Origin of the sequence: Aminobacter ciceronei (assembly GCF_014138625.1) — a bacterium.
Lineage (GTDB): Bacteria > Pseudomonadota > Alphaproteobacteria > Rhizobiales > Rhizobiaceae > Aminobacter > Aminobacter ciceronei.
This window is the reverse complement of record NZ_JACJHY010000047.1, coordinates 1-15,847: the sequence shown is the minus strand read 5'-3', so window position 1 is coordinate 15,847 and position 15,847 is coordinate 1. Positions and strand designations below refer to the sequence as shown.

The 15,847-nt window shown below is 64.2% G+C and carries 13 protein-coding genes; 6 read left to right on the top strand and 7 right to left on the bottom strand.

All coding sequences use genetic code 11. The annotated features are described in order from the left end of the window. Positions 1–32: 32 nt before the first annotated feature. Complete coding sequence (galE, locus tag HNQ95_RS30265; protein ID WP_154387154.1) at positions 33–1,028, bottom strand: UDP-glucose 4-epimerase GalE; 996 nt, start codon at positions 1,026–1,028, stop codon at positions 33–35. A gap of 248 nt (positions 1,029–1,276) precedes the next feature. On the opposite strand from galE, the gene hemA reads away from it, so the two are divergent. Continuing rightward, on the top strand, positions 1,277–2,554 hold the full coding sequence (gene hemA, locus HNQ95_RS30260; RefSeq protein ID WP_182575989.1) for a 5-aminolevulinate synthase: 1,278 nt from the start codon (positions 1,277–1,279) through the stop codon (positions 2,552–2,554). An 84-nt stretch (positions 2,555–2,638) separates the two neighbouring features. Here the strand turns inward: hemA and HNQ95_RS30255 are convergent, their stop codons facing one another. Further along, a complete protein-coding gene (locus HNQ95_RS30255) occupies positions 2,639–3,805 on the bottom strand; it encodes a pyridoxal phosphate-dependent aminotransferase (protein WP_182575990.1) in 1,167 nt (388 codons plus the stop codon). A 115-nt stretch (positions 3,806–3,920) separates the two neighbouring features. Then, positions 3,921–4,340: a large conductance mechanosensitive channel protein MscL gene (mscL, locus tag HNQ95_RS30250; protein ID WP_182575991.1), complete on the bottom strand. Its 420-nt coding sequence runs from the start codon at positions 4,338–4,340 to the stop codon at positions 3,921–3,923. Positions 4,341–4,555: 215 nt separating this feature from the next. On the opposite strand from mscL, the gene HNQ95_RS30245 reads away from it, so the two are divergent. Further along, a complete protein-coding gene (locus HNQ95_RS30245; protein WP_182585848.1) occupies positions 4,556–8,050 on the top strand; it encodes a PAS domain-containing hybrid sensor histidine kinase/response regulator in 3,495 nt (1,164 codons plus the stop codon). 55 nt (positions 8,051–8,105) lie between these two features. Here the strand turns inward: HNQ95_RS30245 and HNQ95_RS30240 are convergent, their stop codons facing one another. Both HNQ95_RS30240 and HNQ95_RS30235 read right to left on the bottom strand, forming a co-directional pair. After that, entirely contained in the window at positions 8,106–8,762 is a 657-nt protein-coding gene (locus HNQ95_RS30240) for a response regulator transcription factor (RefSeq protein ID WP_067965392.1), read from the bottom strand. Between the two features lie 154 nt (positions 8,763–8,916). Next, positions 8,917–9,336: a hypothetical protein gene (locus HNQ95_RS30235; RefSeq protein WP_246719286.1), complete on the bottom strand. Its 420-nt coding sequence runs from the start codon at positions 9,334–9,336 to the stop codon at positions 8,917–8,919. Positions 9,337–9,466: 130 nt separating this feature from the next. Between HNQ95_RS30235 and HNQ95_RS30230 the strand changes: the two genes are divergently transcribed. Both HNQ95_RS30230 and HNQ95_RS30225 read left to right on the top strand, forming a co-directional pair. Further along, a complete protein-coding gene (locus HNQ95_RS30230) occupies positions 9,467–9,814 on the top strand; it encodes a DUF952 domain-containing protein (protein ID WP_154387168.1) in 348 nt (115 codons plus the stop codon). Next, positions 9,811–10,887 carry a quinone-dependent dihydroorotate dehydrogenase gene (locus tag HNQ95_RS30225; protein WP_182575992.1) on the top strand — a complete coding sequence of 359 codons (1,077 nt, stop codon included), beginning with the start codon at positions 9,811–9,813 and terminating at the stop codon, positions 10,885–10,887. The genes HNQ95_RS30230 and HNQ95_RS30225 overlap by 4 nt, the downstream gene beginning before the upstream one ends. Here the strand turns inward: HNQ95_RS30225 and HNQ95_RS30220 are convergent. Then, complete coding sequence (locus HNQ95_RS30220; protein ID WP_182575993.1) at positions 10,863–12,260, bottom strand: MATE family efflux transporter; 1,398 nt, start codon at positions 12,258–12,260, stop codon at positions 10,863–10,865. The genes HNQ95_RS30225 and HNQ95_RS30220 overlap by 25 nt on opposite strands. Before the next feature lie 78 nt (positions 12,261–12,338). On the opposite strand from HNQ95_RS30220, the gene HNQ95_RS30215 reads away from it, so the two are divergent. Further along, entirely contained in the window at positions 12,339–13,235 is an 897-nt protein-coding gene (locus HNQ95_RS30215) for a histone deacetylase family protein (RefSeq protein WP_182575994.1), read from the top strand. A 60-nt stretch (positions 13,236–13,295) separates the two neighbouring features. On the opposite strand, the gene HNQ95_RS30210 is transcribed toward HNQ95_RS30215, so the two are convergent. Beyond that, the gene (locus HNQ95_RS30210; protein WP_182575995.1) at positions 13,296–13,592 is read right to left on the bottom strand and encodes a DUF6460 domain-containing protein; all 297 of its coding nucleotides are present in this window, start codon (positions 13,590–13,592) and stop codon (positions 13,296–13,298) included. A 327-nt stretch (positions 13,593–13,919) separates the two neighbouring features. Between HNQ95_RS30210 and HNQ95_RS30205 the strand changes: the two genes are divergently transcribed. Then, positions 13,920–15,758: a diguanylate cyclase domain-containing protein gene (locus HNQ95_RS30205; RefSeq protein ID WP_182575996.1), complete on the top strand. Its 1,839-nt coding sequence runs from the start codon at positions 13,920–13,922 to the stop codon at positions 15,756–15,758. The last annotated feature ends 89 nt before the right edge of the window (positions 15,759–15,847 follow it).

Here is a 15,847-nt window from a genome sequence, read left to right as displayed (position 1 = left end):
AGACGGGGCGGCGGATATCCACCACCTGCAGCTTATATAACGGAAGAGTTCTTGCGGCTGAGCAGCCGTTCCCAGTTCAGCGCGTCGCCGACGATCGCATCGAGATCGTCATGCTTTGGCGCCCAGCCGAGTTCGCCGCGCGCCAGATCCGAATTGGCAACGACAGAGGCCGCATCGCCCGGGCGGCGGACAGCCATCTCGACGGCGAAGTCGGCGCCATGGACGCGGCGCACGCTGTCGATCACTTCGAGCACCGAATAGCCGTGGCCGTAGCCACAGTTGGCGACGAGGTTGCCGCCACCTGCGCGCAAGCGCGCGAGCGCCAGGCGGTGCGCGGCGGCGAGGTCGGAAACATGGATGTAGTCGCGCACGCAGGTGCCGTCAGGGGTCGCATAGTCTTCGCCGAACACCTGCATCGAGCCGCGCTTGCCGAGTGCGGTTTCGCAGGCGACCTTGATCAGATGCGTCGCACCCTTGGTCGACTGGCCGGTACGACCCTTGGGATCGGCGCCGGCGACGTTGAAATAGCGCAGCGCCGTGTAGGTCAGTGGGTGGGCCGCCGACGCATCGCGCAGCATCCATTCGCTCATCAGCTTGGACAGGCCGTAAGGCGATTCCGGCGCAAGTCGGGCGTCCTCGACCACCGGCTCCATGCCAGCGGCGCCATAAACGGCAGCGGTCGAGGAGAAGATGAAATGCTTCACCCCTTCGCGCACCGCCGTCTCGATCAGGCTGCGCGTCTTGCAGGTGTTGTTCTCGTAATAGCCGAGCGGATCGGACACCGATTCCGGCACGACGATGGAGCCTGCAAAATGGACAATGGCGTCGACGCCATGCTCGCGGATCAACTGACCGACGAGATCGTTGTCGGCGACGTCGCCCCTGACCAGCGTGGCCTCGGGCGCCACCGCCCAGTCAAAACCTGTCGACAGCCGGTCGAGCACGACGACCTTCTCGCCCGCATCGAGCAGCTCCCAGACCATGTGGCTGCCGATGTAGCCGGCACCGCCCGTTACCAATACCGCCATGACAACACTCCGCATCGCATCCGTCGCGCTCTGTGTAGCCCGACAATACCGGCAAATGCGAGATAGGACTTTCGCGGCGAGATCACGTTGACCATTCGGTCGCAGTGGAATTTGATCCACATCAAGGGACTTTTCGGCGTTCCGTGGTCGTTTGGGACGTCGAGGGCGTGGCATTTTGACCAGAAACGGTCGATGGACGCCGAACCGACCGTTGATTATGCTCATGGTTGAAAAATTGGGACGTCCATATGAACTACCAGCGGTTTCTCGAAGAAGCGATCGACCAGGTCCACGCCGAGCGCCGTTATCGCGTGTTTGCCGATCTCGAGCGCATCGTCGGCAAGTTTCCGCGCGCCATCTGGCGTGCCAACGGCAAAGCCGAGGAAATCACCGTCTGGTGCTCGAACGACTATCTCGGCATGGGCCAGCACCCCGACGTGGTCGCTGCCATGCAGCAGGCGGCCGGCAACATGGGCACCGGTGCCGGCGGCACGCGCAACATTTCCGGCAACAACCATCCGCTTGTCGAGCTTGAGCATGAGCTCGCCGACCTGCACGGCAAGGAAGCCGGCCTCGTCTTCACCTCCGGCTTCGTCTCCAATGAAGCTGCCATCTCGACCATCGGCCGGCTTCTGCCGAACTGCCTGATCCTGTCCGACGAGCTCAACCACGCCTCGATGATCGAGGGCGTGCGCCGCTCGGGCGCCGAGAAGAAGGTGTTCCGCCACAACGACGTCGCCCATCTCGAAAGCCTGCTGCAGGCCGCCGGCCGTGAGCGCGCCAAGCTGATCGTGTTCGAGAGCGTCTATTCGATGGACGGCGACATCGCCCCCATCGCCGAGATCGCCGACCTCGCCGAGAAATACAACGCCATGACCTATATCGACGAGGTTCATGCGGTTGGCATGTATGGCGGCCGCGGCGGCGGCATCACCGAGCGCGAGGGCCTCGCCCACCGCATCGACATCATCGAAGGCACGCTGGCCAAGGCTTTCGGCACGCTCGGCGGCTACATCACCGGCACGCGCAGCGTCATCGACGCCGTACGCTCCTATGCACCCGGCTTCATCTTCACCACCGCCCTGCCGCCATCGATCGCAGCAGCAGCGACGGCGTCGATCCGCCACCTGAAGACCTCGCAAGCCGAGCGCGACGCCCAGCAGCGCCAGGCGACGCACACCAAACAGGTACTGGCGGACGCCGGCCTGCCTGTCATGGAGTCGGCAACGCACATCGTGCCGATCCTGGTCGGCGATCCTGAGCTGTGTAAGATGGCCAGCGACCGCCTGCTCGGCGTCCACGGCATCTACATCCAGCCGATCAACTACCCGACCGTGCCACGCGGCACCGAGCGGCTGCGCGTGACGCCGACGCCGTTCCACAGCGACGCGCTGATCGCCGAACTCAAGGCAGCACTCGTCGAGACCTGGAACGCGCTGGGCATTCCCTATCGCACCGAGGGCCATACCGAAGTTCCCAAGAGCGAGCGCATCGTCTCGCTGCTGGTGCCGCAGTCGGGCGGCTGATTGCAGCTCATCTCATTCGAAAGGCCCGGAACCGGTCAGGTTTCGGGCCTTTCTGCATCTTGAGCCTTGGATCCGCCGTTCGGGCTATTGCTCCCTGATCCATCTGGCCAGCCGCTGCGATGCCTCCTCGACCTGGTCGAGGCGGCGGTGGAAGCACAGACGCAGGAACCCCTCGCCGCCGGCGCAGAACGCGGTGCCGGGGGCAACGCCGACCGCAACCTTGTCGACAATGTCGAAAGCGGCAGCGTCGGCATCCTTCATGCCGTCGACGGCAAAGAACAGGTAGAAGGCGCCCGGCGGCACGCTGAAACGCACCTTGCCTGTCTCGCCCAGAATCCTGCAGACGATGTCGCGCGCCTTGTGGGCACGTTCGACCTGCTCGGCGATGAAGGCATCGCCCTCGTCGAGAGCGGCAATGCCGCCACGCTGCATGAACTGCGCCACGCCGGAGCTCGAATATTGCACCAGATTCTCGAAGGTGCGACTGAGCGACGGATGCGTCTTCAGCCAGCCGACGCGCCAACCGGTCATTGCCCAGTTCTTGGAAAAGGTGTTGACGAACAGGATCCTGTCCTCCGGATCCATGATGTCCATGAACGACGCCGAACGGCGGCCATCATAGTGGAACAGCGCATAGATCTCATCGGCAATGATCCAGAGGTTCTTCCGGCGCGCCAGGTCGAGGATCGCCTGCAGCGTCTCGCGGTCGGCGGTCCAGCCGGTCGGGTTGGACGGCGAGTTGACGAAGATCGCCCTGGTGCGCGGCGTGATGGCGGCAGCGATCTTCTCGACGTCGCAGCTCCAGCCATTGTCGGTCATGTCGAGCAGCACCGGCACCGGCCTGACGCCGGCAACGCCTGCCGCGCCGGCAAAGTTCGGCCATGCCGGCGCCAGATAAATGGCTTCGTCGCCGGCGCCCGCCGTCACTTGCAGCGCCATGGTAATCGCCTGCATGCCGCCGATCGTGACGATGAATTCGTTGGCGCCGAAGCCCTTGCCGAAATGGCGCTGGTAGTAGCGTGCGATGGCCTGGCGCAGTTCCGGAATGCCGGCCTGCCAGGTGTAGAAGGTCTCGCCATTGGCAAGGCCCCGCGCCGCGGCGTCGCTGATGAAGGCGGGCGTCGGCATGTCGCTCTCGCCCGACCACATCGGGATGAGGCCGGTGCGGTCGCGCCCGTAATTGGCAACCGCCTCGATACCGCTCATCGGCGCGTTGCGGGCCTCAATGCGAACGGCGTCGAGAAGGCTCATGGTCACCCCAGGCTGGACATTTGCTGCTTGGACCTAGTCCTATCGTGCCGGCAGAGACGAAAAAACCCCGGTGGTCCAGCCAGCCGGGGGTTTTCGCGATGCCAGGCTCAGCCGGCTATTTCTTGGCGAGCAGGTCGCGGATTTCGGTCAGCAGCGCGACATCGGCAGGCGGTGGCGCTGCCGGTTCGGCTGCCTTCTGCTTCTCCAGACGCTTGCGCATGGTGTTCACGCCCTTGACCATCAGGAAGATGATCCAGGCAAGGATCAGGAAATTGATGACAACGGTGAGGAAGTTACCATAGGCGAAAACCGGCCCCTGTTTTTTCGCTTCTTCCAGCGACGTCGCGGTGACCGCATCAGAAAGCGGGAGGAAGTAGTTCGAGAAATCCGCGCTGCCTGCCATGCCGATTATCGGCATGATGATATCGGCAACCAACGATGACACGATAAGCCCGAAGGCGCCGCCGATAATGACACCGACGGCCAGGTCCATCACATTGCCCTTGGCAATAAACTCCTGGAATTCCTTTAGCATTGAACCCTCCGTTCACGATCTGCAGAAAGGCGAATCGTTCCCCGCCAACCGTCGCCGCACGTTGTCACCATAGCAAAAACCGTCGGTTGCAAAACCCCGCCCCTGCAAGCACCGACACGGCCGGTCTAGGAGACAAGGATAATGGACTTGTCTTCGCGGCTGTGATTGCCTCAGCACACGGGAAACAGACATTTGCGTGGGAGTGAGAAGCTAGAGTGCAGGGCTTGGCCGTCGTCCTCATCGCCGTCGCCTATGTCACGCTGTTGTTCGCCATTGCGAGCATCGGCGACCGCCGCGCCGCGAACTGGGGTCCGGGCCGGCCGCGGCCGTTCATCTACGCGCTCAGCCTCGCCATCTACTGCACGTCCTGGACCTTCTTCGGCTCGGTCGGTCTGGCTTCCGAGCGCGGGCTCGAATTCCTCGCCATCTATGTCGGCCCGGTGCTGGTCTTCATGTTCGGCTTCCCGCTGCTCAGCCGCATCATCAAGCTGGCCAAGGCCGAGAAGATCACCTCGATCGCCGACTTCCTCGGCGCGCGCTACGGCAAGAGCTTTTCCGTCGCCTCGATCGCCACCCTGATCGCCACGGTCGGCGCCATCCCCTACATCGCGCTCCAGCTCAAGGCGATATCGGGCTCGGTCAGTCTGATGGTCGAGCACTACACCGGCTCACCGCCATCCTTCGATCCCTTCGTCAGCGACATCTCGCTGATCGTGGCGCTGCTCTTGGCACTGTTTGCCACCCTGTTCGGTACCCGCCATGCCGACGCCACCGAACACCAGAACGGGCTGGTGCTGGCGGTCGCGGTCGAGTCGATCGTCAAGCTCGTCGCCTTCCTCGCCGTCGGCCTGTTCGTCACCTTTGCGCTGTTCGACGGCCCTGGCGACATGCTGAACAGCTTCGGCGCCACCGAACAGGTCGGTGATGCCATGAGCTATGGCACCTCGCTCGGCACTTGGCTGGTGGTCACCTGCATAAGCGGCTTTGCCATCGTGATGCTGCCGAGGCAGTTCTACGTGATGATCGTCGAGAACCGCAGCGAAGACGAGCTGCGCAAGGCGACATGGGTCTTCCCCGCCTATCTCGTGGCAATCAATCTGTTCGTGCTGCCGATAGCCTTTGCCGGTCTGGCCGTGGTCGGCACGGCCACCACAGGTGACCTCTACGTCCTGTCGCTGCCATTGTTCAAAGGCCACGACTTCCTCGCCATGGTCGCCTTCATCGGCGGCCTCTCGGCGGCAACCGCCATGGTCATCGTCGAAAGCGTGGCGCTGTCGATCATGATCTCCAACGATCTCGTCATTCCGATCTTCGTGCGCCGGCTGGTCAAATTGAAGGCCGGCGACACCGAGGACTGGTCGGCGATCATCCTCAACATCCGCCGCGCCTCGATCTTCATCATCCTGTTCGTCGCCTTCCTTTACTATCGCGAGAGCACCACCAACACGCGCCTCGCCTCGATCGGCCTGATGTCGTTCGCGGCGATCGCGCAGTTCGCGCCCTCCTTCATCGGCGGCCTGATCTGGCGCCGCGCCAATGCAAGGGGCGCAGCGCTCGGCATGGCCGCAGGCATCGCTGTCTGGTGTTACACGCTGCTGTTGCCGACGCTCGCTTCGCCGGATACGGCGATCCTCTCCGAGGGCCTGTTCGGCATCGAGGCACTCAGGCCGCAGGCGCTGTTCGGCACCTCGGCCGAACCGCTGAACCACGGCGTGCTGTGGAGCCTGGCGATCAACACGCTGTTCCTCGTCCTCGGCTCGCTGTCGCGCGCCTCGGTGCCGCTCGAGCGTATCCAGGCCTCGATCTTCGTGCCGCGCGACTCGAGCCCGATGCCGTCGCTGCGCCGCTTCCGCACGGCGATCACCGTCAACGACCTCAAGGACACCATCTCCAGATATCTCGGCGTCGAGCGCACCGAACGTTCTTTCCAGAGTTTTGAGCGCGACAGCGGCAGCAAGCTGAATGGCAACGACCCCGCCGGCATGGACGTCATCCGCTTCTCCGAGCAACTGATGGCAAGTGCCGTTGGCTCCTCGTCGGCGCGGCTGATCCTGTCCCTGCTGTTCAAGCGCGGCGACAACTCGGCCAAGGACACGTTCCGCCTGCTCAACGACGCCACCGAGGCGCTGCAGCACAACCGCGACCTATTGCAGATCGCGCTCGACCAGATGGAACAGGGCATCACCGTCTTCGACCAGGATTTCCGCCTGATCTGCTGGAACCGTCAGTACCGCTCGCTGTTCGACCTGCCCGACGAGATGGGCCAGGTCGGCGTCTCGATCGACCGCATCCTTGCCTATCTTGTCGCCCGCGGCGACATCCCGCCGACGTCGCGGCTCAGAACGCTCGACAGGCTGACCAGCTTCGGCGGCCCCTGGCAGATCGAACTGACCACCAGCGGCCGGATCATCGAAATGAGCTCCAACCCGATGCCCGACGGCGGCATCGTCGCGACCTATACCGATATCTCCGCGCGCGTCGCCGCCGACCTCGCGCTCAAGCGCGCCAACGAGTCTTTGGAGCAGCGCGTCAAGAGCCGCACCGCCGAGCTTACCCGCGTCAACGAGGAACTCGCCCAGGCGCAGATGCTGGCCGAGGAGGCCAATCTCGGCAAGACGCGCTTCCTCGCGGCTGCCGGACACGACATCCTGCAGCCGCTCAACGCCGCCCGCCTCTACTGCTCGTCGCTGATCGAGAAGGCCGGCAAGGGCAATGCCGGCATCGCTGCGCGCAACATCGAATCCTCGCTCGAATCCGTCGAGACCATCCTCGGTGCCGTGCTCGACATATCGCGCCTCGATGCGGGTGCGATGAAGCCTGCGGAAACCGTTTTTCGCCTCGATGGGCTGTTGCGCCAGATCGGCACCGACTTCCTGCCCATGGCCCGCGCCAAGGATCTCGAACTGGTGATCGTGCCGTCGACGCTCACCGTCAACACCGACCGCAACCTGCTGCGCCGGCTGATTCAGAACCTCGTCTCCAACGCCATCAAATACACCCGCACCGGCCGCGTCGTCGTTGGCGTCAGGCGGCGCGGCGAGCTTGCCGAAATCCAGGTCATAGACAGCGGCATCGGCATCGCCTCAGACAAGCTCGGCACCGTGTTCCACGAATTTACCCGCCTCGACGACGGAATGCGCGAAGCCCAGGGCCTCGGGCTCGGCCTGTCGATCGTCGACCGCATCGCGCGCGTGCTGAAGCTCGAGATCCAGATCGAGTCGCACAAGAGCAAGGGCACCCGCTTCTCGGTCATCCTGCCCGTCACCACTGCCGAGGAACTGCCAGCGGCGGCGGCTGCCCGGCCGCGCATCCAGGCCGCGGCCGCGCTGAACGGCCTGACGGTCGTCTGCATCGACAACGACGCCCGCATCCTGGAAGGCATGCGGCTATTGCTTGAAGGCTGGGGCTGCGAGGTGCGCACCTATTCGGGAACGGCTGCATTCATCGCCGGCGAGCCCGACGGACCGGCACCGGAAATCATCCTCGCCGACTATCATCTCGACGGCGAAAACGGTCTCGACGTCATTCGCTCGCTGCGCACGGTCTATGGCGAAGCGACACCTGCCGTGCTGATCACCGCCGACCGTTCCAACGAGGTCCGCGCCGCAGCCGACCAGCTCGATGTCGCCGTGCTCAACAAGCCGCTGAAGCCCGCTGTCCTGCGTTCGATGATGAACCGGATGCGGCGCATGGCCCACGCCGCCGAGTGACCCTGCTTTGCGAACATGATCTATGCCGAAAACCGGCGTCCGCGTTTCGGGATGCTTACGCCGCCGGGCGCGGCTCGCCGCCGATCTTGGACAACAGGATGACGGCCTGGGTGCGGCTGTCGACGCCGAGCTTCTGCAGGATCGCCGAGACATGCGCCTTGATCGTCGCTTCCGAGACGCCTAGCTCGTAGGCGATCTGTTTGTTGAGCAGGCCCTCCGCCAGCATGCCGAGCACACGCGTCTGCTGCGGCGTCAGCGACTGCAGGCGCTTGATCAGGTCGGAGATTTCGGGATCGCGCTCGACGCCGAGGTCGATGTCGCCGGGGGCCGATATTTCGCCCGACAGCACTGCCTCGATGGCGTTGCGGATGTCGTCCATGCTCGCCGACTTGGAGATGAAGCCGGAAGCGCCGAGCTCGAGCGCGCGGCGGATGGTTTCGGGGTCGTCATGGGCCGAGACGATGACGACGGGCACGGTCGCATGGATGCCCCGCAGCGAGATCAGACCGGAGAGCCCCGAAGCGCCGGGCATCGACAGGTCGAGCAGCACGATGTCGATGTCTTCATTCGCCGCAACGATCGCCTTGACGCTCTCGAAGTCGCCGGCCTCGAGCACGCTCGACACGTCGGCCAGCCCGGCAATAGCCTGTTTGAGAGCGCCGCGGAACAGCGGATGGTCGTCCGCGATGACGAACTTGTGGCCTGCTGGCAAATATCCCTCCCGAGGCCCCGACCGTTCTGTGCGTCTTGGACCGTCGGCCGTGATTATGCGGCCCGGTGGCGTCTTTTCAAGCAGCTAAAGTCAAATCGCCCGGTGAGTTGGCCGTTCATGCTCAACTTTCAGGCCGCCAAGGCACAAAATCCGCTCAGGTCTTGTTCGGTGCGGGCGCCATCTGTGGCGCCTGGTCTTCCTTTTCCATGTCCTTGACGATGCCCATGAAGCTGCGGAAGAAGCGCTCCATGTAGCCCATGCTCTTCTGGAACTCTTCCTCGGTCGGCAGTTTCGATTCCAATTGGGCTGTCAGCGAGTTCTCGAGTTTCACGATGCGTTCATCGAGCGCCTTCAGCTCGGACTGCACGCGGCCGAGCTCGTCCTGCAAGGCCGATCGCTCGTCGGCGGCCAGCTTGCAGACCAGCTGATTGTCGCGTTCCTCGCAGATCGACATCTCGCCGGTCTGGGTGTCCATGCGGACATATCCCTTGTCGGTCTTTTCCATCTGGTAGCGCTGCGTTTCGGCGGCCAGCGCCGGTCCGGCACCGAGGCCGGCGATGAAGGGAATGAGCATCAAAAAAGCGCGGCGCATAGCTGTCTCCATTCGCGGACGGTGCGCATTGTCTGAAAGCATTGGGCCCAAATTGCGGTGGGCAATGAAAGCTGCCCTTTCCCGCATCATGCTTTCAGCCTATAGCGCCCGTATGACGAAGACCATCTACAAGATCTGTCCCGAAGCGATGTGGCGCGAGGCCGAACGCAGCGGCATCTTCACCGGCGCGCCGATCGATCTCGCCGACGGCTTCATCCATTTCTCGACTGCTGAACAGGTGGTGGAAACCGCCGCCAAACACTTCACTGGGCAGGCCGACCTGCTGCTCATTGCCATCGACGCCGAGCGCCTCGGCCCGGCGCTGAAATACGAGGTCTCGCGCGGCGGCGCCTTATTCCCGCATCTCTATGCCCAGCTCGAGGCCAGCGCCGCCAAATGGGTTCGCCCCCTGCCGCTCAACGCCGACGGCGCCCACGATTTTCCGGAGCTTGAAGCATGAGCGCATTCGACCGTCTTGGCCGGCATCTGCTGTTCAGCTTCGATGCCGAGACCGCACACGGGATGTCGATCAAGGCGCTGCGCTGCGGCCTGCCGGTCGGCGGCCGCGCCCCGCGTGATGCCCGCCTGCGGCTGAAGATCGCCGGGCTCGACGTTCCCAATCCGCTCGGCATGGCAGCCGGCTACGACAAGAACGGGGAGGTGCCGGACGCCTTGCTCGGGCTCGGCTTCGGCTTCGCCGAGATCGGCACGGTGACGCCGCTGCCGCAGGCTGGCAATCCCAAGCCGCGCATCTTCCGCCTCGTCGAGGACGATGCCGTCATCAACCGGCTCGGCTTCAACAATGAAGGCCATGACGCCTGCGAAAAGCGCCTCATTGCCCGCGCCGGCCGGCCCGGTATCGTCGGCGTCAACATCGGCGCCAACAAGGACAGCACAAACCGCATCGGTGACTATGTGCTCGGCGTGAAGCGCTTCGCCCGCCATGCCTCTTATCTCACGGTCAACATTTCGTCGCCCAACACGCCCGGTCTGCGCAACATGCAGGCACGCGAACAGCTCGCCGAGTTGCTGGCCAGCGTCATGATCGCCCGCGCCGAAGCTGGCCATGCTGTTCCGATCTTCCTCAAGATCGCGCCCGACCTGCACGAGGCAGAGCTCGAAGACATCGCGGCCGAAGTGACCGAAAAGGCGATCGACGGCGTCATCGTCTCCAACACCACCATCACGAGGCCTGCGCTGCGCAGCCCGGCCCACACCGGCGAGACCGGCGGCCTGTCAGGCAAGCCGGTGTTCGCGCGCTCGACGGCGGTTCTTGCGCGCATGCGCAAGCTGCTTGGCCCGCAGCGCGCCATCATCGGCGTCGGCGGTGTCGACTCGACTGGCACGGCACTGGAGAAGATCCGTGCCGGCGCCGACCTCGTCCAGCTCTACACCGGCATGGTCTATGCAGGCCCGTCGCTGCCGGCGCGCATCGTGCGCGGCATGTCCGACTTTGCTGCGCGCGAAGGCCTCAAGAGCATCTCCGAGCTGCGTGACAGCAAGCTCGATCAGTGGGCCGCGACACCGCTCTGAAACGTTGCCCGCGCCCTGGGCTTCAGGATCGCCAGCAGGCACAGGCCGCGCACGATCAGCAACAGGTGCAGGGCTGCCCATAGCCCGGCATTGCCGTAGGCTGAGGGCAGCACCGCAAGTGCCGCGATGAACACCAGCAACGAGATCACCATCATGTTGCGCATATCGCGCGACCAGGCGGCGCCAATGAAGATGCCGTCCATCTGGAAGGCAAGCACGCCGCTCAGCGCGGTGAATGCCGCCCAGGGCAGGAAGGCGATGGCCGCGGCGCGCACGTCCTCGGCCGTCGAGATCAACGCGATCAGGTCGGCGCCGAAGATCATGAGTGCCGCCGTCATGCTGCCGGCCAGCGCAAAGCCCCAGATCGAGCAGAGATAGACCGCCTTGCGGAAAGCCGGCTCGTAGCGCGCGCCAACGGCGCGGCCAGCGAGCTGTTCGGCAGCGGCGGCAAAGCCGTCGAGGAAGAAGCCGGCAGCGATGAAGAAATTCATCAACACCGCGTTGGCCGCAAGGGTCACCGTGCCGAACTGGGCGCCCTGGCGGGTGAACAGCGCGAAGGCTATGAGCAGCGACAAAGAGCGGATCATGATGTCGCGGTTGAGCACGAACAGTCGCTTGAACGCGGCGGCATCGAAGATGCGCCGGCGCGCCAGCCTGGGCTCGCGCCCGAAACGCCGCAGCAGCACCGCCAGTCCGATGACCATGCCGGCAAGCTCGCCGGCAACGGCGGCCCAGGCAACACCTTCGACGCCCCAGCCGAAATGCAGCCCAAGCAGGATGGAGACGACGATGTTGACGCCATTGAGCGTCGCTTGCAGAAACAGCGCGAAACTGCCCTCGCCCCGCCCGAGGATGTAGCCGAGGATGGCGTAGTTGATCAGGGCAAAGGGCGCGCCCAGCATGCGGATACGGACATAGTGGTCGAGCGTCTCGTTGACGCGCGGCTCGGCCTGCATGAACCACTGCCCGGCAAGCGAGGTCAGTGGTGCGGTCAGCGCCAGCACGATGCCGGCAATCAGGGCGATCACCACGGCGCGCCAGAACACCGCCTGCTCTTCGGAGGCATCGCCGCGGCCGAAAGCCTGCGCCACCAGCGCCGTCGTGCCGGCACGCAGAAAGTTGAAGCTGGTGAAGACGACATCGAAGGCGACAGCACCGGCTGCCAGGCCGCCGAGCAGGGCGGCATCACCGAACTGCCCGACGACGCCGGTGCCGACAAGGCCGATGAAAGGGGTGGTCAGATAGGCCAGGGTCATTGGCACGGCAATCGCCAACACCGAGCGGTTGGTGACGGAAAAAGGCGTCACGCGGCCCTCTGGCGATGCGTATTCCAACGAAAGTCCTCCCAGTTGCCGAATCTCCCTAGGGCACATGCCCCGGTTTCCCCAACGCCCGCAACCATTTAAGTTACGGCAACAATCGATTTCGCCCTCCTGGTTCAGCACCCCTCCATGCCGCTTCAGATCGTCAGCCATCCCGACTACGATGCCGGCTTTGCCGCCGACCACCGCTTCCCGATGGGCAAATACACGGCGCTGATGGCACGGCTCGAAGCCCTCGGCCTGACCAGCGGGCTCAACCGGGCCGACCCGATCGCGCCGCACTATCTCAGGCTTGCGCATGACGCTACCTATGTCGACCAAGTGCTGACCTGCACGGTGCCGCACCACATCGAGCGCGAGATCGGCTTTCCTGTCGGTGAGCGCGTGTCGCGGCGCGCCCAGCTCGCCGCAGGTGGCACGCTGGCTTCGGCACGGCTGGCACTCAGCCATGGCATCGCCTGCAACGCCGCCGGCGGCAGTCACCATGCCCGCCGCGCCCAGGGCGCCGGCTTCTGCACCTTCAACGACGTCGCCGTCGCCGCACTGGCGCTACTCGAAGATGGGCAGGTCGAGAACATCCTGGTTGTCGATCTCGATGTGCATCAGGGCGACGGCACCGCCGAGATCCTTGCCAGCACTCCTTCGGTGTTCACTTTCTCGATGCATGCCGAAAAGAACTACCCGGTGCGCAAGGTCGCCTCGAGCCTCGACATCGGTTTGCCCGACAAGACCGGCGACGATGCCTATCTGGATGCTCTCACCGACGCCCTTGCCGGCCTGTCACGACACGGCAGATGGGACATCGTCTTCTACAATGCCGGCGTCGATCCGCATCGCGAGGATCGGCTTGGCCGTCTAGCGCTGAGCGACGAGGGGCTGCGCCGGCGCGAGCGTCTCGTCATTGGGCACTTTCGCGGACGTGGCGTGCCATTGTGCGGGGTGATCGGCGGCGGCTATTCGACCGATGTCGCAGCCCTTGCCGCCCGCCACGCCATCCTGTTCGAAACGGCGGCCGCCTTCGCCTGAGCATGGCCCCGAAACGCATCAATCGCGTTTCGGAAAAGATCATGCCAGACGGGGCGGCAGCTATTTGCGGTAGCTGAACAGCCTCAGAATGATGAAGGCCGGCACGACGATCGCGGCACCCAGCAGGAAGTAGCCGAGGAAGCGATCGACGGCGCGGAAGCCCATGCGCCAGATGTCGACGAAGAAATCGCGGATGCCGTAGATCACGTCGAAGGGCGACCAGCCGAAGGCTGACATGACGATGCCGACGAGGAAGGAGATGACCAGCAGCTTGATGAACACCCTGAGCGGGGTGTCGCCGAGAAAGCGCGTCAATCCGGACAAGTTCGATCTCCTGCGATTCGAGCCATCAGGCATATCGTGATTGCGCCACGCGCTTCAAGGTGCTGACGCCGATGCCACCCGCGCTGCACAACCTGCGATTCATGTGATCGACAGACATTTCACGCAGGACGATACATCCGCGTTGACCTTTTGGAAAACATTCTCGGGCGATTAGCAACTTCTGATGGATCGTCGGGAGTTGAGCGCGCGGTGGGAATGGAGAAGAACTCGCAAGCCAAACGCGGTCTCAACAGCTACCTCATCGCCTTGGCGTTGGCCTGCCTGCTTCCCGTGGTCGCAGTATCGGCTGTTGCGGTCTGGTCTGCCGGAAGCGCCTACAGGGATGCGGCAGTCGCGCGCTTGAACGACACCGCTCGCACGCTGGCCAATGCCATCGAAGGAGAGCTGAGCAGCCGCTTCGCCAACATGTCGGTGCTGGCGCAACATCGTGAGATTCCCGATCCCGAACCGCTCCCTGAGCCGGAACTGTGGGTGCTCGGCGCCGACAACAATGTGGCGCTGATCGCCAACGATCGCGTCCCGGCCTTGCGCGCCAGGTCGAACGCGGCGGCAGATGCCGCAGTGCTTGCCATGAGTACGCAGGCGAACGTTGTCTCGAATGTGCTTACCACAGGCAACGAGCCGCGCCTCGTGCTGGCTGTGCCCGCCCCTCCGGGCAAGCGCGGGACCGCTGCCTACGTCATGTCGACGTCACCTCAAGACCTTATCCAGACCTTGCAGCGCGGCAAGCGCGCGCCGACCGACATATTGGTGGCCGTCACCGACGGCAACGGGCGCATTCTCGCACGTTCGCGTGACGCCAGCCGGTTCATTGGCCAAGTCGCTCCGGACTGGCCCAAACTGGAGGCGCTTGGAACCAATGCCGGACTTTTTGCGGCAAAGACCATTGAAGGCCTGCCGATCATCCTGTCTTTCCAGAAGCTGGCTGGCACACCGGGCTGGGTGATCATCGTCGGTGAATCGACGACCGTATTCGACGCGCGCTGGCGCGACCCGATGTTCAATCTGATGTTGGGTGCAGGCATGAGCCTGCTGCTTGCCGTCTGCGTGGCGATGTGGCTCGGCAAACGCATCCTGCAGCCTGTGCAGGCGCTGGCCCGCTACAGCAATGCCATCGCCGATGGACAGGAGACGGAGGCGGCCTCGGTTGCCCCATCCTCAATCCAGGAATTCGAGATCCTGCGCCAGAGCTTTACCAGGGCCGAAAATGCCCTGCGCAGCGAAAAGCGCCGCTATCGCACCATCGCCGAAACGGGTGCCATTGTGCTGTGGCGTCGCGACGGGGATGGCAGCGCTGGCCTCGCGACCGGCTGGGAGCAACTCACCGGCCGGCCGGAAAGCGAGGTCGAGGGCCAGGAGTGGACCAACGCCATCCATCCCGACGATCGCCCGATTACCTCCGCCGCCTGGGCCGAGGCGCTCAAGCAAAACACGCCGCTCGATGTCGAGTTCCGTCTCAAGGTCAGCGACGGACGCTGGCTCTGGGTTCGCTCGCAAGGTGCCCCGGTGTTCGACACAGACGGGCGCATCATCGAATGGGTCGGGCTGCTAGAGGACATCGACGAACGCAAGCGCGCGCAGGCCGACATCGCCTATCTGGCGCATCACGACACGCTGACCGGGCTCGGCAATCGCATCCTGTTTCGCCAGCAGCTCGAACTGGCGGTCGGCAATGTCCGGGATGGCCGCGCCCGCGCCCTGCTCTGCCTCGACCTCGACCTGTTCAAGCAGGTCAACGACACGCTCGGCCACCCTGTCGGCGACGCGCTGCTGTGCGTGGTCGCCGACAGGCTGCGCGGCTGTGTCGACGTGGCGGATTGCCTCGTGCGCCTCGGCGGCGACGAATTCGCCGTCATCCAGAATGACAGCCGACAGCCGGACGCTTCGGTTTCGCTCGGCTGCCGCATCGTCGAGGCGCTCTGCGCACCCTACGACATCGGCGGTCACCAGATTTCCATCGGCGCCAGCGTCGGGGTCACCTTGATCGGCAACGACAGCAGCGACATCGGTACCTACTTCAAGCGCGCCGACGCCGCCCTCTACCGCGCCAAGCAGGACGGCCGCGGCCGCGTCTGCTTTTTCGATCAGGTCGAGTTGCTCGCTGATATGGTCGAACTGGCCAAGGGCGGTTCGGTGCAGGCGAAGGACGTCGCCGAGCGCAGCAACGGGCGCGCCTAGGTGTCGAAGCTATGAAGGTTGTTCATTCGAGGAGGGACTGAGAAGCTGGGGTTGCGAAGCCAACCAACCTTCAGTGGAGCTCCCCGAAT